The organism is Terriglobales bacterium, assembly GCA_035457425.1.
Classification (GTDB): Bacteria; Acidobacteriota; Terriglobia; order Terriglobales; family Acidobacteriaceae; genus JACPNR01.
Window position 1 is genome coordinate 1 of the sequence record DATIBR010000185.1, and the last position, 17,485, is coordinate 17,485.

The window sequence follows — 17,485 nt, forward strand, 5'->3', positions numbered from 1 at the left end:
CCTGAAGGAATCAGCGGCCTGCTACCAGCGCGCGGCCAGCGGCAAGCCCGGCCACATCGGCTACCAGCTGAGCGCGGCGCAGGCGCTGCTGCGCACCGGCGATCCCGACAAGGCCAAGCAGTTCCTCGCGCGCGCCACGCAGCTCGACCCCAACCACTACCGCCTGCACGCCATCCGCGCTTCCATCGCGAAGCAGGAGAATCGTCCTGACGAGGCCATCCGCGAGTACCTGTTCGCGCTCTCGCACCTGCCGGAAGGCGGCGCCCCCGAAGGCCAGCTCTACCCCATCCAGCTCCGCCTCAACCTCTCGGAGCTCTACAAGCAGACCAACAACGACGCCGCCGCGAAGCAGCAGCTCGCCCTGGCCGAGCAGGAGATCTCCAGGATCCACGTCGAAGGTCCGGCCATGGCCGAGTTCCTGCGCGTGCGCGCCACCATCAAGACCGGCTCCGGCGACTTCGCCGGCGCCGAGGCCGACCTGAAGCAGGCGATGAAGCTCGACCCGGCCAACACCAACGCCGCCCTCGCCCTCGCCAGCGTCTACTGGAAGACCAAGCGCCAGGATGAGGCGCAGAAGCTCTACGCCGACATCCTCGCCAAGGATCCCAGGAACCGCTTCGCGCTCGAGTCGCTCGGATACCTCGCCCGCGAGCAGGGCAACCGCGCGCAGGCCGAGGAGTTCTTCAACCGCCTGGCAAAGGCTTATCCCGACGACTACGTCGCCTACGTCGCGCTCGGCGACATGTACACCGACGCGCACGACTTCACCCGCGCGGAGGCCAACTACCAGCTCGCCTACAAGCGCGCGCCCAGGAATCCCGTGGTCGTCGCCAACGGCGCCAACGCCGCCATCGAGGCCCGCAAGTTCGACCTCGCGAAGCTCTGGGTCGAGCGCGCCGTCGGCAGCATGAACGACGACCCGCGCGTCATGCGCGAGCGCGAGCGCTACCTCTTCCACGCCGGCAAGTTCCGCGAGTCCGCGCAGCTCGGCTACAAGGTCATCGAGCGCATGCCGCGCGACCGCAACGGCTCCGTCTATCTCGGCTATGCCCTCTACAACCTCGGCCGCTACGACGACGTGCTCTCACTCGTCACCAGGTACGAGCAGCTGCTGCCCAAGGAAGCGAACTTCCCGCTGCTCGCCGGCCACGTCCACAAGCAGTCGCAGCTGCTCGACCAGGCGGTCGACGACTACACGCGCGCCATCGCCCGCGATCCCAAGATGATCGAGGGCTACGTGAACCGCGGCTACGTCCTCAACGACCTGCAGAACCCGCAGCTCGCCTCCGACGACTTCCGCGCCGCGCTCAAGCTCGCGCCCAACAACGGCATCGCCCACCTCGGCCTCGCCTTCGCTGCGCTCCAGCTCAAGCAGGGCCGCGTCGCGCTCGACGAAGCCGACGCCGCCGAGAAACTCATGGGCGAATCCGGCGCCACGCACCTCGCTCGCGCCACCGCCTACCGTCAGATGCGCGTGCTCGACAAGGCGGAGAAGGAATACCGCGCCGCCCTCAAGTACTCGCCCGACGACATCCGCCTGCACACCGCGCTCGCCGACACGCTCTACCACGCGCGCAACTACGCCGGCTCGCTCGAGGAGCTGAACCAGGTGCTGCGCCTCCAGCCGGAGAACGTCGCGCCCATCTACGCCCAGATGGCGCACGCCCACGCCCAGCTCGGTCACCGCGGCGAGACCTTCCAGTACGTGGAAGCCGCCGAGCGCGAGGGCTCCGACCAGTCCGAGGTCCTGCTCGCTACCGGCGACGCCATCCTGATTCTCGGTGACGAAGACGCCGCCATGGAGCGCTTCACCCGCGCGCTCGAGGCGCCCGACGCCAACCGCGTCGACGCCCGCCTCGCCATCGCCAAGGTCTTCGCCCGCCGCAAGGACTACGAAGACGCCAAGCAGCAGGTCGCGCTCGCCTTCGCGGAAGCGCGCATCGGCGAGGCCAGCCCGGTCACCGCCGACAACCTCGTCACCGCTGCCAACATCTTCCTCGCCGCGCACGAGTTCACGCTCGCCGAGAAGTACTACCAGCGCGCCGCCGACGCCGGCGCCGGTCCCGAGGTCGTCGCGCTCGGCCTCGCCAACACCTACCTGGCGCAGGGCGATTCACTCAACGCCGAGGCCCAGCTCGCCTCCCTCGGCGATCCCAGCGACTACTCCAGCAACTACGACTACCAGCTCGTCTCCGGCAGCGTCTATCGCCAGCGCCACGACATGCCGCGCGCCCTCGCCGCCTTCGCCCGCGCCAACACCCTCGACAGCTCCAACGACGTCGCCCAGCGCCAGATGTTCGAGGTCGCCGGCCAGGAGGGCCTGCGCCTCACGCCCCGCTTCAGCCTGCAGAGCGACTTCGCCATGCACGGCATCATGGAGAACGCCACCATCTACGAGCTCGACGCCAAGCTGTTCGGCATCACCGACCCCGCCCTCATGCCCTCCCCCAAGATGCCGCTGGAGTCCATCCTGACCGCCGGCTACCGCGTCCACCAGAACGGACTGCCGCCCATCAGCGGCTTCTTCCAGGTGCGCAACGCGCGCGGCGTCTCCTCGGTGCCCGGTCTCGGCCTCATCCTCGACCGCAACACCACCGACTACGCGTTCAACGGCGGCATCAACCCGACCTTCCGCCTCGGCGGCGAGACCGTCAGCTTCAACGCCGGCGTGCAGTACACCATGCGCCGCGACGCCAACGCCGGCGTCGCCCTCAACCAGAACCTCTTCCGAGAGTTCGTTCACCTCTCGACCACGTCGTTCTTCAACTGGCTGTCGCTGCGCGCCTCGGCCTACCACGAGGCCGGGCCCTTCACCGACCGCAACCTCAACTCCCGCGATCTCGCCGGCCAGCTCGAATTCCGCGTCGGCCGGCCCTGGGGACGCAACGCCCTCATCACCGGCTATTCCGCCCGCGACCTGCAGTTCGACCCCCTCATCCGCGAGTACTTCACCACCTCCACCTGGATCGGCTACGAGCGCAAGTTCGGCGACAAGCTGACCGCCCGCGCCCTGGGCGAGTACGTCCGCGCCTGGCGCGTCCAGGACGTCTCCTACGCCACCGCCCAGATGATGCGCCCCGCCTTCCAGTTCAAGTACGAGCCCAACAGTCGCTGGAGCGCGGAGGGCGACTTCGCTTTCTCCCGCGGCCAGGGATTTCATGTGTATGACAACATGCAGAGCAGTTTCTTCATCTCTTATGTAAGGCCCTTCCGCCGCTCGCTGGCGGACGGGTCCGGCGAGGTTCCCGTCGAGTATCCACTGCGGTTCTCCATAGGGATCGAGCAACAGAACTTTTTCAATTTCACTGGCCGCGATCAGTCCAAGTTCCGACCTGTCGTAAGACTGACGCTCTTTTAAGCGCCAGAGGGGCCCAATGAAGATTTGTCTGGTGACTGCCTTTCCGCCTAGCCGGCGGGGGCTGAATGAGTACGGCTTCCATATCGCTCGTGAGCTGCAGCGCGACCCGCTGCTCAGTGTCACCGTGCTCGCTGACACCATCGACCCCGGCGAGCCGGAGCTCGAGGAGTTCAGCGTCGAGCGCTGCTGGGAGTTCAACTCCTACTCCAATCCCTCGCGCCTGCTGAAGGCCATCCGCGACTGCCAGCCTGACGTCGTCTGGTTCAACCTGCTGTTTTCCACCTTCGGCGACAAGCCGGTGCCGGCCTTCTTCGGCCTCGCCATCCCCGCGCTCGTGCGCGCGATGGGCTTCTACACCCACGTCACCCTGCACCACCTGATGGACAACATCGACCTCAAGGACGCCGGCGTCCGCTTCCCGCGCCTCTATCGCCTGGCCGGCTCCGTCGCCACCCGCATGCTGCTGATGGCCAACTCGGTCAGCGTGCTGCTGCCCGCCTACCGCCGCACCCTGATGGAGAAGTACAGCGGCGACAACGTCCACTGGCGCGCCCACGGCATCTTGTCCGCACGCCCCGAGTATCCCGATTTCTCCAGTCGCGGCAATCCCGAGCACCGCATCGTCGCCTTCGGCAAGTGGGGCACCTACAAGCGCCTCGAGCTCCTCATCGAGGCCTTCGGCATCGTCGCCGAGCGTGTCCCCAACGCGCGCCTCATCGTCGCCGGCGGCAACCACCCCATGACCCCCGGCTACGTCGAGAGCGTCGCCGAACGCTGGCAGGACTGCGACCGCATCACCTTCACCGGCTACGTCCAGGAAGACCGCATCCCCGAGCTGTTCTCGACCTCCAGCGTCTGCGTGATGCCCTACAGTTCCGCGACCGGCTCCAGCGGCGTCGCCCACCTCGCCTGCGAGTATGGCGTGCCCATCCTCAGCGCCGATATCCCCGACTTCCGCGAGATGGCCGTCGACGAAGGCCTCGCCCTCAGCTTCTATCAGACCGGCGATCCCGAGAGCCTCGCCGGCGAGCTGACCTCGCTGCTCAACGATTCTCAACGCCAGCGCGAGATGGCCGAGCAGAACTTCTCAGCCGCGCTGCGCATGACCATGCCGCAGATCATCCGCCAGTACCTCCGCACCTTCGACCTGCACCAGCGCGCCAAGGCGCTCGAGCCCATCCAGCGCTTCCGCCGCCTGCCGGTCTGGATCCCTTCGCGTTCGGCGCTCTTCCGCGCCGCCGCTCCCAGGTGGTCCACGTGGATGTAAGGGCCATCATCATTGTGGCGCCGCCCGCCGAAGGTCCCGCCGAGCAGTTCGCCGGCGTTCCCATCGCGCTGCTCGACGTCCTGGGCAAGCCGATGGTGCAGCACGTGGCCGAGCGGCTGCGCCGGCAGGGCGTGGACGAGGTCGCCATCATCGCCGCCACTTCCGGCGGCGACGCCCTCGCCGCCGTGCGCACCCACTCGCTCGCCGGCGTCGCCTGGCAGGTCACCGAGCCGGGCGAGGAGTGGCGCGCCGCCGAGCAGGTTTTTTCCGAGTTCGCGCAGAACGGCGCCGAAGTCGTTCTCGCTCTCCGCCTGGGCCCCTATGCGGAGATCGATTTCGACCACTTGGTGCAGTTCCATCTGGACAGCGGCGCGCGGGTGACCGCCGCCGTGCGCGACGGCGTCGAGTTCGGTGTGTTCGCCATCAGTGCGAGCCGCCGCAACGACGCCGCGTTCCTTTTCCGTCACCGCTTCACCGAGTGCCGCGTGCCGTGCACCCAGTATCCGTTCCAGGGATACGGCAACGCCCTCGCCACCGCGCACGACCTGCGCGAGCTCGCGCGCGACGGCCTCATGCAGCGCATCGGCCTGAAACCCGCCGGCCGCGAGCTCAAGCCCGGCGTCTGGGCCGGCGAGGGCGCCCGCATCGATCGTGGCGCGCGCCTCCTCGCCCCCTCGTTCATCGGCGCGCGCGCGGTCATCCGCGCCTCCGCCGTCGTCACGCGCTGCTCCACCGTCGAGCGCTACGCCGAGGTCGACTGCGGCTCCGTCGTCGACGAAGCCAGCGTCCTGCCCTTCACCTACATCGGCGCCGGGCTCGACGTCGTCCGCTCCGTCGCCGGCTTCCGCCGCGTCGCCGACCTCAAGCGCAATGTCGAGGTGGAGTTCACCGACCCGCGCCTGGTCGGCATGCTCTCCGTCCACGCGCCCGTGCGCGCGCTGGCGAGTGCCGCCTCGCTCGTCGCTTTCTTGCCCAAGCAGATCTTCCTCGGATTCTTCCGCAAGTCCCGGCGGGAGAGACCGAGCGACCTTCCGGCGGCCGTGCACACGCCTGCAGCGGCGTTGCAGTCCCCGGACCTCGACCGTTCCGCCGAACGTGCGGAGTTCCCCTCGAACCTGGCAGTCGCGAGGAGATATGGAAACGAGTAGGCCCGTTGTCGTGAAACGTGTTCCCGAGCGCCTGAATCTGCAGCAGTCGCGCAAGTTCGTCCGCGAGGTGCTGCCCTTCCTCCACTCGGACCGGCCCCAGATCGTGCTCGACCTTTCCGGCGTGAAGCAGATCGACGCCGCCGGCGTCGACATGCTGCTCCATTGCATGAACGAGGCGATGAAGCGCGACGGCGACGTCAAGCTGTCGTCCCTCTCGCCCCAGGCCGCCGTCATCCTCGAGATGACCCGCACCGACCGCCTGTTCGAGATCTACGAGAGTTCCACCGACGCCGCGCGCAGCTACTCCGGCTTCCTGCCGAACGCGCTGCGCCTGCAGAAGACCACCGGCGAGCCCGGCCAGCTCGCCGCCTAGACAGAAGGACATGACCGATTCCGCCATCTCGGAGACCTTGCCGCCTCAAGCAGCAGCTCCGCTCGGCTTGCGCGCGCGCGTGCAGCGCTTTCGCGCCTCGCACCACTCCCGCATCCTGGGCGGCAGCCTGGTCATGCTGGTGAGCTCGGCCGTGGTCGCGGGCGTGAACTTCGCCTACAACGTCCACGTCGCGCAGCGGCTCGGCCCGGCGCAGTTCGGCCACGTCGCCACCAGCGTCAGCCTGCTGCTGCTTGCCTCCGCGCTCACCCTCAGCTTCCAGATCGTGTGCGCCAAGTATGTCGCGCGCTCCGACTCCGCCGCCGCCAGGACCGCCGTGTACCGCCGCCTGCGCCTCCGCGCCTGGCAGGTGAGCGCGGTTCTCGGCGCCCTGCTCGTCGCGCTCTCGCTGCCGCTCACCCGCTTCCTGCGCTTTCCTACTGTCTGGATCATGCTGCTGATGGCCGCCGGCATCGCCTTCTACGTCCCGCTCGGCGTGAAGCGCGGCATCTTCCAGGGCACGTGCGCCTTCCCGCGCCTCGCCGCCAACTACTCCATCGAAGCGGTCGCCAAGTTCCTGCTCGCGGTCGCGCTGGTGTGGAAGTTCGGCGCGCTGGGCGCGGTCGTCGCCATCGTGCTCTCCGTCGTCACCGCGTACTTCCTGCCGCGTCCGCAGGCGATGTTCCGCGGCGACGCGGCCCCGTGCCCGCCGCTCTCCGCCGGCGAGGGGCGCCAGGCCATCGTCTTCTTCGTCGGCCAGGTCGTCATCATGAACACCGACCTCATCATGGTGAAGCACCTCTTCCCCGCCGACCGCGCCGGCCAGTACGCCGCCGTCGCACTCGTCGGCCGCGTCTTGTTCTACGCCTCGTGGTCGGTCATCGCCGCCATGTTCCCCGTCACCGCCGAGGCCAGCAGCAAAGACGGCGTCGCGCAGAAGACCAGCCGCACTCTCGTCGCCGTACCCATGGCACTGGTGCTCGCGATGTTCCTTGGCTTCCTCGGCGTGCTCCAGCTCTTCCCCGCGGCCGTCATGCGCACGCTCTTCGGCCCCGGCTTCCACGAGGCCGAGCCGCTGCTCGGGCTCTACGCCGCCAACACCGCCATCTACGCGCTCGCGGTCGTGCTGATGGCCTACGAGATGTCGCGCCGCATCGCCAACACCGGCTGGCTGCAGCTGCTCTTCGCCGGCTTGGTCGTCGCCGGCGTCGCGCTCTTCCACGACACCCTGCGCCAGGTCATCACCGTGCTCGTCGTCCTCATGTCGCTGCTCCTGGTCACCGTCGCCGTGCCGTTCTTCCGGCGCGTGCCGCCGGCCAGGCACATCCCGCTCGCGGAGGCCGCGTGAAGAAGCTGCGCCGCCTCACCGAAGCCGAAGTCATCGCGGAGTTCCTGCGCAACGAGTTCCACGAGCGCGACTACGACCGCGACCGCGCCATGTTCGAGAAGGTCGTGCGCTCCCCCGATCTCTCCGACGACACCGAGAACGCGCTGCGCCGCGCGCTCCTGTTCCGCCGCCGCGGACACATGTGGCGCGAGCTGCCCGCCGGCACGCAGTGGTGGGAGCTCGAGCTCGACCCTGCCGACCTCGCCCGCGTCCGCGTCTTCCCGCGCGCGCAATGGAGCCGCATCGCGCGCGGCAGCTACTACATCGCCGACATCGCGAAGCAGCTCCGCCAGCGCGCCGCGCGACTCGAGCGCCGCGAGCAGCGCATGGCCGAAAAACTTCGCGGCATCGGCGCGGCGCTTTCCACCGAGCGCTCCCGCAGCACGGTGCTGCTCGTCGGCGTCGACGAGCGCCGGCCCCTGCTCATCCTCGAAGGCAATCACCGCCTCACGGCGGCGCTGCTGCGCTCGCCCGCACTCGCCGCCCGCCACTTCCGCGTCGTCTGCGGCTTCTCGCCCCGCATGACCGAGAACTGCTGGTACCGCACCGATCTCCCCAACCTCTGGCGCTACGCCAAGAATCGTCTCCGCAACCTCGTGGATCGCGACGCCGACGTCTACCGCGTCCTCGAGTCGGCCAAGCCGCCGCGCGCCCTGCACGATGGCGCCGGCGTCCCGGCCTTCACCCAGAAAGTAGAACCCAAATGAGTCCGCATCCCCTGGAGGTCACCATGAACCGTCCCCTCTTCACCCGCGCGCTGGCGTTCACGCTGGTCGCGCTGCTCTGCGGCGTCCCGCAGGTCTTCGCGCAGACGCAGCAGACCACGCCGCCGCCGGAGCAGCAGCAGGCCGCCCCGCAGCCCCAGCAGCCCAACATCACCGCCGACCCCGCACAGGGCCCGGTGGAGCCCGCGCAGACGACCGCGCAGCCCGACCAGCAGCCGCCAGCCGAGACCGACCCCTACGTGCAGAAGTACGGGACCCTGCCCAACGCTCCTTCGGCGTCGCAGCCGGCGCAGCCGGCGCAGTCGCAGCTGCCTGCGCAGTCGACCTCGAAGCCGCAGGAGCCCGCCGGCACCGCAGCCGCCGGCGAAGCGATCACGGTCGGCGGCGCGGCTTCCAAGCCCGCCGGCACCGCCATCGCTCCGGCGAAGCAGCGCCAGGTGCGCTCGCTCCTCATCAAGCTTGGCGCCATCGCCGCCGCGGGCGCGGCCGTCGGCATCGTCTACGGCCTGTCGAAGGGGACGTCTTCGCGGCCGCCGGGCGCTACCACCGCCACCACGCCCACGCCGGCGCCGTAACTGGAACCGTCGTCGGCCTGCGGTCGTCGGTCCTCGCCCGCGACGACTCGGCATGGCCGACGACCAACGACCTTAGCTAGCGATCTTTGCGAACGACCAACGACACTCTGGACGACCGAGGGCCGACGACCGACGACAAGACTTATGAAGCGACCCATTCTCATCTCGTTCTCCGGCCTCGACGGCTCCGGCAAGACCACGCAGATCGCCAACGTCCGTGCGTGTCTCGCCGAGCTCGGCCTGCGCGACCTCCTGCTCGCCTTCTGGGACAACGTCGTCGTCGGCTGCCGCTACCGCGAAGGCTTCGTCCACAAGGTCTACAAGTCGGAGATCGGCGTCGGCGCCCCCGGCAAGCCCGTCAACCGCCGCGACAAGAACGTCCGCAAGTGGTACCTCACGCTTGCCCGCCACGGCCTCTACTTCCTCGACGCGCTCCACCTCGTCTGGGTCGTCTCCCAGGCCATGCGCTCCGGCGCCGACGTCGTCATCCTCGACCGCTACATCTTCGACGAGCTCGCCAACCTCCCGCTCTCCAACCCCCTCACCCGCGCCTACGTCCGCTTCGTCCACTGGATGGTGCCCCGCCCCGACGTCGCCTTCCTGCTCGACGCCGACCCGGTCGCCGCCCACCTCCGCAAGCCCGAGTACCCGGTGGATTTCATGCGCGAGAACCGCGTCCGCTACTTTGCCCTCGCCGCCCTGCTGGGGAGCATCACCGTCATCCCGCCGCTCCCGCTGGAAGAAGCCAAGCAGGCCGTCGTCGCCGCGCTGATGGAGAACCTCGGCGACGAGTACGCCGCGCCCAGTCCCGAGTTGCGAGCCGCCTCCTGAACGGAGCGCGCCCCGGGCCGGTAGCCGACCCCGCAGCCCGGGACTTTTGCGGAACTCGGCTGAATGCCGGCCCGTATCTCCCGGCATGAGCCGCCGCGCGCTCGCATACCGCCTTGCGCTCGCACTGATCGCAGCCTACTGCCTGTTCTCCGTCGCCGCCGGCATCGTGCTGGCGGAGTACGCGCTGCACCCCGGGCACCGTCCGCTGCACTTCGAGCGTGAAGCCCGCCAGATCGCCCGTGAGATGGGCGCGCGGCTGGAGGACGTCTCCCTCACCGCGCCCGACGGCACGACGCTCGCCGCCTGGCACGCCACCCCCGCGCGCTGGAACGGCTCGGCGGTCATCCTGCTGCACGGCGTGAGCGACAACCGCGAAGGCGTCGGCGGCTTCGCGCGGCTTTTCCTCGAGCACGGCTACAGCGTGCTGCTTCCGGATGTCCGCGCCCACGGCCTGAGCGGCGGCGCGCTCGCCGGCTACGGCCTCCGCGAGGCCGGCGACGTCCATGCCTGGACCGACTGGCTTTACGCGCGCCGGCAACCCGTCTGCGTCTTCGGTTTTGGCGAGTCGATGGGCGCCGGCATCATCGTGCAGGCCGTGCGCGCCGAGCCGCGCCTCTGCGGCGTGGTCGCCGAGTCACCCTTCGGCGACTTCCGCGAGGCCGCCTACGACAAGGTCGCGGCCTACCTGCACATCCACCCCGCGCTCGCCAAGCTCATCTTCGCGCCCGCCGTCGAGATCGGGCTGCGCTACGCGCGCTCGAAATACGACGTCGACATGGTGCAGGCCTCGCCCGCCCGGGCCGTCCAGCAAGCCCGCGTCCCTGTCCTGCTCATCCACGGGACGCTCGATCACTCGCTGCGCCCGCGCCAGTCGGAGCTCATCCGGGCCGCGAACCCGCGCCTCGTGACACTCTGGGAGGTCCAGGGCGCCGGCCACTGCGGCGCCTCCGCCATCGCGCCAGAACAGTTCCGCACCCGCGTCCTCGACTTCTATGCGGCGCACCTTCCCGCAAAAACTCTCCTGTAAAGAGCAAGGGCGCCTCGCGGCGCCCTCTCGCAACTCACGACTCGCAACTCGCGACTCTACTTCAGCACTTCTTCGCGCTCGCCTCCAGCTCCGCGATGTCGATGAACGCCGTCGGATACTTCCCCGTGTAGCACGCCGTGCAGTAGGTCAGGCGGTCGCCCTCGCCGCACGCTGCCTTCATCCCTTCGAGCGACAAATACGCCAGCGAGTCCGCGCCGATGTAGTCGCGGATCTCCTCGATCGACTTGTTCGCCGCGATGAGCTGCGACTTCGACGGCGTGTCCACCCCGTAGAAGCACGGCGAGATGGTCGGCGGGCACGAGATGCGGAAGTGCACTTCCTTCGCCCCCGCCTCGCGCACCATGCGCACGATCTTCCGGCTGGTGGTGCCGCGCACGATCGAATCGTCGATCAGGATCACGCGCTTGTCCTTCAGCAGGTGGCGCACCGGGTTCAACTTCAGCCGCACCCCGAAGTCGCGCACGCGCTGCTCCGGTTCGATGAACGTCCGCCCCACGTAGTGGTTGCGGATGAGCGCGAAGCGCAGCGGAACCCCGCTCTCTTCCGAGTATCCGGTCGCCGCGACCACGCCCGAGTCCGGCACCGGCACCACGATGTCCGCCTCCACCGGCGCTTCCTTCGCCAGCTGCCGGCCGAGCTGCTCGCGGCTCTCCTGCACCGAGCGCCCGTAGATGATCGAGTCCGGCCGCGAGAAGTACACGTGCTCGAACACGCACGCCGACTGCGGCTGCGCCGTCGAATGGTAGAAGCGCGAGCTGATGCCTTCCGGCCCGACCACCACCATCTCCCCCGGCGAGACGTCGCGCTCGTACTGCGCGCCGATCAGGTCGAACGCGCACGTCTCCGACGCGAACACGATCGTGTCGTTGCCCACCTGGCCGCTCGGCAGCGACCCCGCGCCCGCCCCGTTCGCGCCCTTGATCCGCCCCATCGAGAGTGGACGGAACCCGCGCGGGTCGCGCACCGCGAACACCCGGTCGCGCGTCATCAGCACCAGCGAGAACGCGCCTTCGATGCGACGCAGCGCGTCCGCGATCGCCTCCGGCAACGTCTGTTCCTTGGATTGCGCCACCAGGTGCACGATCACCTCGGTGTCCGAGGTCGTCTGGAAGATCGAGCCCTGCTGCTCCAGCTTCTGCCGGATCAGGTGCGCGTTGACCAGGTTCCCGTTGTGCGCCAGCGCGATCATGCCCTTGTTGCAGTCCACCATGATGGGCTGCGCGTTGAGCAGCGCGGAGTCGCCCGCGGTCGAGTAGCGCGTGTGCCCGATGGCCAGCGGCCCGGTCAGCTGCGCCAGCACCGGCTCGGTGAAGATGTCGGCCACCAGCCCCATCGCCTTGTGCACGTGCAGCGCCGCGCCGTCGGACGACACGATGCCCGCCGACTCCTGTCCGCGGTGCTGCAGCGCGTGCAGCCCGAGATACGCCAGCTTCGAGGCTTCCGCGTGCGCGTAGATCGCCACCACGCCGCATTCGTCTTTGAACTTGTCGAAGCTCATCGCGTCCCCGTCGAGTTGCGAGTTGTTGGTTCCTAGTCGTCAGTGGCCGCGCCACTCGCAACTCGCGACTAAGAACTCGCAGCTAGCTCTTCTGCAGCACGTCCGGCGCCAGGTGCTCTTCCGTCCCCGCGTGCAGCGCCCGCTCCAGCGCCCTCTCCCACGCCTCCTTCAGCTCCGACACCTTCGCCGTCACGGTTGGCTGGCCGTCTAGCGAAACGCTGAATTGTTCGTTTGCCGTGTGCCCGAGGAGGTCCGCTGCTACACCGTATTCTAGCGCACTCTTTTGGATGGCCGGGACGTGTTTTTCGTCGCACGAAATCACCACCCGGCTCGCGTCTTCCCCGAACAGCGCCGCCGCCGCTCCCTGGCCGTTGGAACTAAGGTTCACTGTCGCGCCCGTGACCTTGCCCAAGACGCCCAGCCCGAAGCACGCCTCCGCCAGCGCGACCGCCAGGCCGCCCTCCGAGCAGTCGTGCGCGCTCTCCACCAGGCCCTCGCCGATCACCTTGACCAGGCACTGCTGCAGCGCGTGCTCCTGCTCCAGCTCCAGCGCCGGCGGGAATCCCCACACTGCCCCCAGCACTTCCCTGGCGTACTCCGACGACCCGAACTCCTGCTCCGCGTCGGTCGCGTCCCCCGGCTCCGAGCCCCGCAGCAGCACGATCGCGCGCCCCGCCTCGCGGAAGCACATCTGCGTCGCGCGCTGCACCTCGTCCAGGATCCCGACCACGCCCACCACCGGCGTCGGATAGATCCCCTCGCCCAGCGTCTCGTTGTAGAAGCTCACGTTGCCGCCGGTGATCGGCGTCTCCAGCTCTTCGCACGCCTTGGTCAGACCGTCCACCACCTGCGAGAACTGCCACATGATGCCCGGCTTCTCCGGGTTGCCGAAGTTCAGGCAATTGGTCGCCGCCACCGGCCGCGCGCCCGTGCACGCCACGTTGCGCGCCGCCTCCGCCACCGCGTGCATCGCGCCCAGCTTGGGATCCAGGTAGCACCAGCGCCCGTTGCCGTCCAGCGCCATCGCCAGCGCGCGCTGCGTCCCCTTGATGCGCACCACGCCCGCTTCCAGCCCCGGCCCTTCCACCGTGTTGGTCTGCACCATCGAGTCGTACTGCTCGTGCACCCGCCGCTTCGAGCAGATGTTCGGCGCCGCCAGCACCCGCTTCAGGTCCGCGGTGAAGTCGCGCTTCGCGTCCAGCTTGATCCCCTTCGGCATCTCGCGCGGGAACTTCGGCTCCATCCGCTCCACCGGGCGCTGGTACACCGGCGCGTCCTCGGTCAGCGCGTCGTTCGGGATCTCCGCCACCAGCTCCCCGTGCTCGAACACCCGCATCTTCGGCTCGCGGATGACCTTGCCGATCTCCACCGCGTCCAGCCCCCACTTCGCGAAGATGTCGAGCACTTCCTGCTCGCGCCCTTTGTCGGCGACCAGCAGCATGCGCTCCTGCGACTCGCTCAGCATGATCTCGTAGGCGTTCATGCCGGTCTCGCGCTGCGGCACCTTGTCGAGCTCGATCTCCAGGCCCACGCCGCCGCGCCCGCCCATCTCGCACGTCGAGCACGTCAGCCCCGCCGCCCCCATGTCCTGGATCCCGACCACCGCGCCCGAGTGCATCGCTTCCAGGCACGCTTCCAGCAAGAGCTTTTCCAGGAATGGGTCGCCCACCTGCACGTTCGGCCGCTTCGCCTGCGACTCCTCCGAGAACTCCTCCGACGCCATCGTCGCCCCGTGGATCCCGTCGCGCCCCGTCTTCGCGCCCACGTAGATCACCGGGTTCCCCTCGCCCGCGGCCTTGGCGTAGAAGATCTGGTCGCGCCGCACGATGCCGAGCGCGAACGCGTTCACCAGCGGGTTCTGCGAGTAGCAGTCTTCGAACTTCGTCTCCCCGCCCAGGTTCGGCACGCCGAAGCAGTTGCCGTAGTGCGCGATCCCGCTCACTACGCCCTCCAGCAATGCGTGGTTCTTGTGGATCGTCGCCGCGTCGCTTTCGCTGATCGCTGATCGCTCATCGCGGATCGCTCTCTTCGTGATGGGTCCAAAGCGTAAGGAATCCATCACCGCGATCGGCCGCGCGCCCATCGTGAAGATGTCGCGCAGGATCCCGCCCACCCCCGTCGCCGCTCCCTGGAACGGCTCGATGAACGACGGGTGGTTGTGCGACTCGATCTTGAACGCGCACGCCCAGCCCTCGCCGATGTCGATGATCCCGGCGTTCTCCCCGGGGCCCTGCACCACCAGCTTCGACCGCGTCGGCAGCCGCTTCAGGTGCACCCGTGACGACTTGTACGAGCAGTGCTCGCTCCACATCACGCTGAAGATCCCCAGCTCCGTCAGCGAGGGCTCCCGCCCCAGCCACTTCAGGATCTTCTGGTACTCCTCCGGCGTGATGCCGTGTTCTGCGATGACCTCTGGGGTGATGGCGGCGGCGGGCGTGGTCGTCGGCATAAGGGGAGATCATATTGTCGCATGACGGCAAGACAGAAAGGGCACCGCTTCAGCCGTGCCGTGGTCCGCCCATGGAGCAGTCCGCGTCGGCTTCCGCCGACGACACCAAGCGGACAAACCGGCAGCCACTTCCCGCATCAGAACTAGATAAGTAACGCACTACCCTGTCCTGATCTTAAGCAGTGCAGGCTCACCCGGCGACGCCAACCAGCGCGCCGGGTTCGTTCTTCTGCTTGCGGCGCCCGTGTGCTCCGCGATCGTTTGAGCGCCACGTACACCGCCACCGCCAGGAAGGTCGGTGGTCGCATTCCTCAGGCCGGTTACTTGAACTCCGCCCGGGCTTCGAGGTCGTTGCTCTGGATGGACTCGGCATCCATCACCGAGATTTTCACTGTGCAGTACCCCGGCTTGACGTTGACCTCTCGTCCCATGCTGCCGAACTTCGCTAGATGAGTGACCGTTCCATGCGTCTTGTCCTTCATCACGATCTTGTCGGCCTCGGTCGCGGTGAACAGCATGTAGTTGGCGCAGTCCATGATGGCGGTGATGGATGGTGGTTTCTTGGGCGAGATATCGCCGGCACTGTCGACGACAGCGAAGCGCAAACCCACCTCGCCGTTCGCCGAGGCGGAAGTCACTTTGAGTTCCGAGATGACTGGCTCATGCGTCACGACCCGCACCTTGCGGGGATAGCTGCGCCCTTGCGCTGTGACGGCAACCACCGCTCTCTCGCCGGGGGCCGCACTCTTGTCCGCGGCGACGTCGAACGCCCACGCCCGGACGCCGGGTTTGCTCTGCGCGCGGCTTTTCGGGTCCGGCGGCTGCTCCTTGAGTGCGCCGACGGTCACGCCTTCGGCAGGGGTCACCTCGAGCGACTGGATATCCAGGCCGTCCCCATACGCCACCACGCGCAACGTTCCTCCCGGAACCACTTGCTGCCGGGATTGGGTGAATTCAAACGGTGGCTTGGCATCCTGTGGACGTGCTGCGCCGACCAGCCCGCAACCCACAAGCAGGATGACCGCGTTGGTGAGACGAGACATGAGAGCCCTCCTCTTGCTGGGACTCGTTGCTCTGGAAAGGTGCGCCGAGAATACGCCTCTCTCCGAATCGTTGCCAAGCATTCGCGCCAATCAGGGATGCTTGTAGACTGGCACCCGTGAAGTCCGTCATCGTCGGCACCGCCGGCCACATCGACCACGGCAAGACCGCGCTCGTCAAGGCGCTCACCGGCATCGACGCCGACCGCCTCGCCGAAGAGAAGCGCCGCGGCATCACCATCGATATCGGCTTTGCCCACATGACGCTCCCGGGCCCGGCCGGCGAGCAGCTCCGCATCGGCTTCGTCGACGTCCCCGGCCACGAAAAGTTCGTCCGCAACATGCTCGCCGGCGTCGGCGGCATCGACCTCCTGCTCCTGGTCATCGCCGCCGACGAAGCCATCAAGCCACAGACGCGCGAGCACTTCGACATCGCGCGCCTGCTCGCCATCCGGCGCGGCCTGGTCGCGCTCACCAAGTCCGACCTCGTCGACCCCGACACCCTCGACGTCGTCCGCCTCGAGGTCGAAGACTTCCTGCGCGGCTCCTTCCTCGAAGGCGCGCCCATCGTGCCAGTCTCGTCGCTCAAGGCCACCGGCCTCGACGACTTGAAGCGCGAGCTCGCCCGCGCCGCCGCCGAAGCCCCCGCGCGCGACGACGCCGCGCTCTTCCGCTTACCCATCGACCGCGTCTTCACCATGAAAGGACACGGCACCGTCGTCACCGGCACGCTCCTCAGCGGTTCCGTCGCCAAGGAGGCCGAGCTCGAGGTCTTCCCCATCGCCAAGCGCGTCCGGGTGCGCGGCGTGCAGGTCCACGGCGCCTCCGCCGACGCCGCGCGCGCCGGTCAGCGCACCGCTCTCAACCTCGCCGGCGTCGACAAGGCCGAGCTCGCCCGCGGCATGGTCCTCGCGCCGCCGAAGGTCTTCCGCGCGACCAAGCGCCTCGACGTCGCGCTCACGCTCCTGCCCTCCGCCAAGCCACTCAAGGACCACGCCCGCGTCCACTTCCACGCCTTCACTGCCGAGACCATCGCCGAAGTCGCCCTCGTCGGCGACAAGCAACTCGCCCCCGGCTCGACCGGCTTCGCGCAGCTCCGCCTGGCCGAGCCCACGCTGCTCCTCCCCGGAGACCGCTTCATCCTTCGCCAGTTCTCCCCCGTCGTGACCATCGGCGGCGGCGCCGTGCTCGACGCCGACCCGCTCCCCAAGCATCCCGCCGCGCAGCGCGCCGCCTTCCTGGAGACGCTGGCCGGCGGCGATCCCGCCGAGATCGTGGTCGCCCGCCTCGCCCGCCGCGGCCTAGCCGGCCTCAGCCTCGCCGAGCTCATCACCGAGACCGGGTGGACCGAGCAACGCGCCAACGCCGTGGTCGCCGGCCTGAACGCCATCCACCGCGTCGTGAAGCAGGGCTCCACGCTGATGGACGTCCCCGCTTACGCCGAGGCGCGCAAGCGCGTGCAGAACGCCATCACCCAGTTCCACGCCAAAAATCCGCTCGTCGCCGGCATGAACAAGGAAGACCTGCGCACTCGCCTCCGCATCCCTGCCGACATCTTCGAAGGCGTGCTGCGCGCGCTCACCAGGCAGGGCGCCATCGAGGTCGCCGGCGACCAGGTGCGCGTCGCCGGCCGCGGCGTCCAGATGAAGGACGAGGAAGCCGAGTCGCAGCGCGTCATCGAGCAGGCCTTCGCCTCCGCCGGCCTCAAGGTCCCCGCTCTCAAAGACGTCCTCGCCGGCCTGAAAGTCGACAAGGCCCGCGCCCATAAGATCGTTACGCTCTTGCTGCA

13 protein-coding genes are annotated in these 17,485 nt (G+C 68.5%); 10 read left to right on the plus strand and 3 right to left on the minus strand.

The annotated features are described in order from the left end of the window. From VLA96_14630 to VLA96_14670, 9 genes are all read left to right on the plus strand, one after another. On the plus strand, positions 1-3,358 hold a 3,358-nt coding region (locus tag VLA96_14630; protein ID HSE50439.1), incomplete at its 5' end, for a tetratricopeptide repeat protein. A 16-nt stretch (positions 3,359-3,374) separates the two neighbouring features. Continuing rightward, complete coding sequence (locus VLA96_14635) at positions 3,375-4,625, plus strand: glycosyltransferase (GenBank protein ID HSE50440.1); 1,251 nt, start codon at positions 3,375-3,377, stop codon at positions 4,623-4,625. Continuing rightward, entirely contained in the window at positions 4,616-5,773 is a 1,158-nt protein-coding gene (locus tag VLA96_14640; GenBank protein HSE50441.1) for a hypothetical protein, read from the plus strand. The genes VLA96_14635 and VLA96_14640 overlap by 10 nt, the downstream gene beginning before the upstream one ends. Positions 5,774-5,783: 10 nt before the next feature. Next, complete coding sequence (locus VLA96_14645) at positions 5,784-6,146, plus strand: STAS domain-containing protein (GenBank protein ID HSE50442.1); 363 nt, start codon at positions 5,784-5,786, stop codon at positions 6,144-6,146. Between the two features lie 10 nt (positions 6,147-6,156). Then, positions 6,157-7,491: a hypothetical protein gene (locus VLA96_14650; GenBank protein ID HSE50443.1), complete on the plus strand. Its 1,335-nt coding sequence runs from the start codon at positions 6,157-6,159 to the stop codon at positions 7,489-7,491. Continuing rightward, the gene (locus VLA96_14655) at positions 7,488-8,237 is read left to right on the plus strand and encodes a hypothetical protein (GenBank protein HSE50444.1); all 750 of its coding nucleotides are present in this window, start codon (positions 7,488-7,490) and stop codon (positions 8,235-8,237) included. Before VLA96_14650 ends, VLA96_14655 begins: the two co-directional genes overlap by 4 nt. Before the next feature lie 23 nt (positions 8,238-8,260). Continuing rightward, positions 8,261-8,830 carry a hypothetical protein gene (locus VLA96_14660; protein ID HSE50445.1) on the plus strand — a complete coding sequence of 190 codons (570 nt, stop codon included), beginning with the start codon at positions 8,261-8,263 and terminating at the stop codon, positions 8,828-8,830. A 144-nt stretch (positions 8,831-8,974) separates the two neighbouring features. After that, positions 8,975-9,661, plus strand: a complete 687-nt coding sequence (locus VLA96_14665; protein HSE50446.1) for a hypothetical protein — start codon at positions 8,975-8,977, stop codon at positions 9,659-9,661. 85 nt (positions 9,662-9,746) lie between these two features. After that, positions 9,747-10,688: an alpha/beta hydrolase gene (locus VLA96_14670; protein HSE50447.1), complete on the plus strand. Its 942-nt coding sequence runs from the start codon at positions 9,747-9,749 to the stop codon at positions 10,686-10,688. 61 nt (positions 10,689-10,749) lie between these two features. Here the strand turns inward: VLA96_14670 and purF are convergent, their stop codons facing one another. The 3 genes from purF to VLA96_14685 all read right to left on the minus strand — a co-directional run bounded on the left by purF (position 10,750) and on the right by VLA96_14685 (position 15,699). After that, the gene (gene purF / locus VLA96_14675; protein HSE50448.1) at positions 10,750-12,207 is read right to left on the minus strand and encodes an amidophosphoribosyltransferase; all 1,458 of its coding nucleotides are present in this window, start codon (positions 12,205-12,207) and stop codon (positions 10,750-10,752) included. A gap of 82 nt (positions 12,208-12,289) precedes the next feature. Next, complete coding sequence (purL, locus tag VLA96_14680) at positions 12,290-14,656, minus strand: phosphoribosylformylglycinamidine synthase subunit PurL (protein ID HSE50449.1); 2,367 nt, start codon at positions 14,654-14,656, stop codon at positions 12,290-12,292. A gap of 320 nt (positions 14,657-14,976) precedes the next feature. After that, positions 14,977-15,699, minus strand: coding sequence for a hypothetical protein (locus tag VLA96_14685; GenBank protein ID HSE50450.1), 723 nt, complete (start codon positions 15,697-15,699; stop codon positions 14,977-14,979). A gap of 116 nt (positions 15,700-15,815) precedes the next feature. Between VLA96_14685 and selB the strand changes: the two genes are divergently transcribed. Next, on the plus strand, positions 15,816-17,485 hold a 1,670-nt coding region (gene selB, locus VLA96_14690; protein HSE50451.1), incomplete at its 3' end, for a selenocysteine-specific translation elongation factor.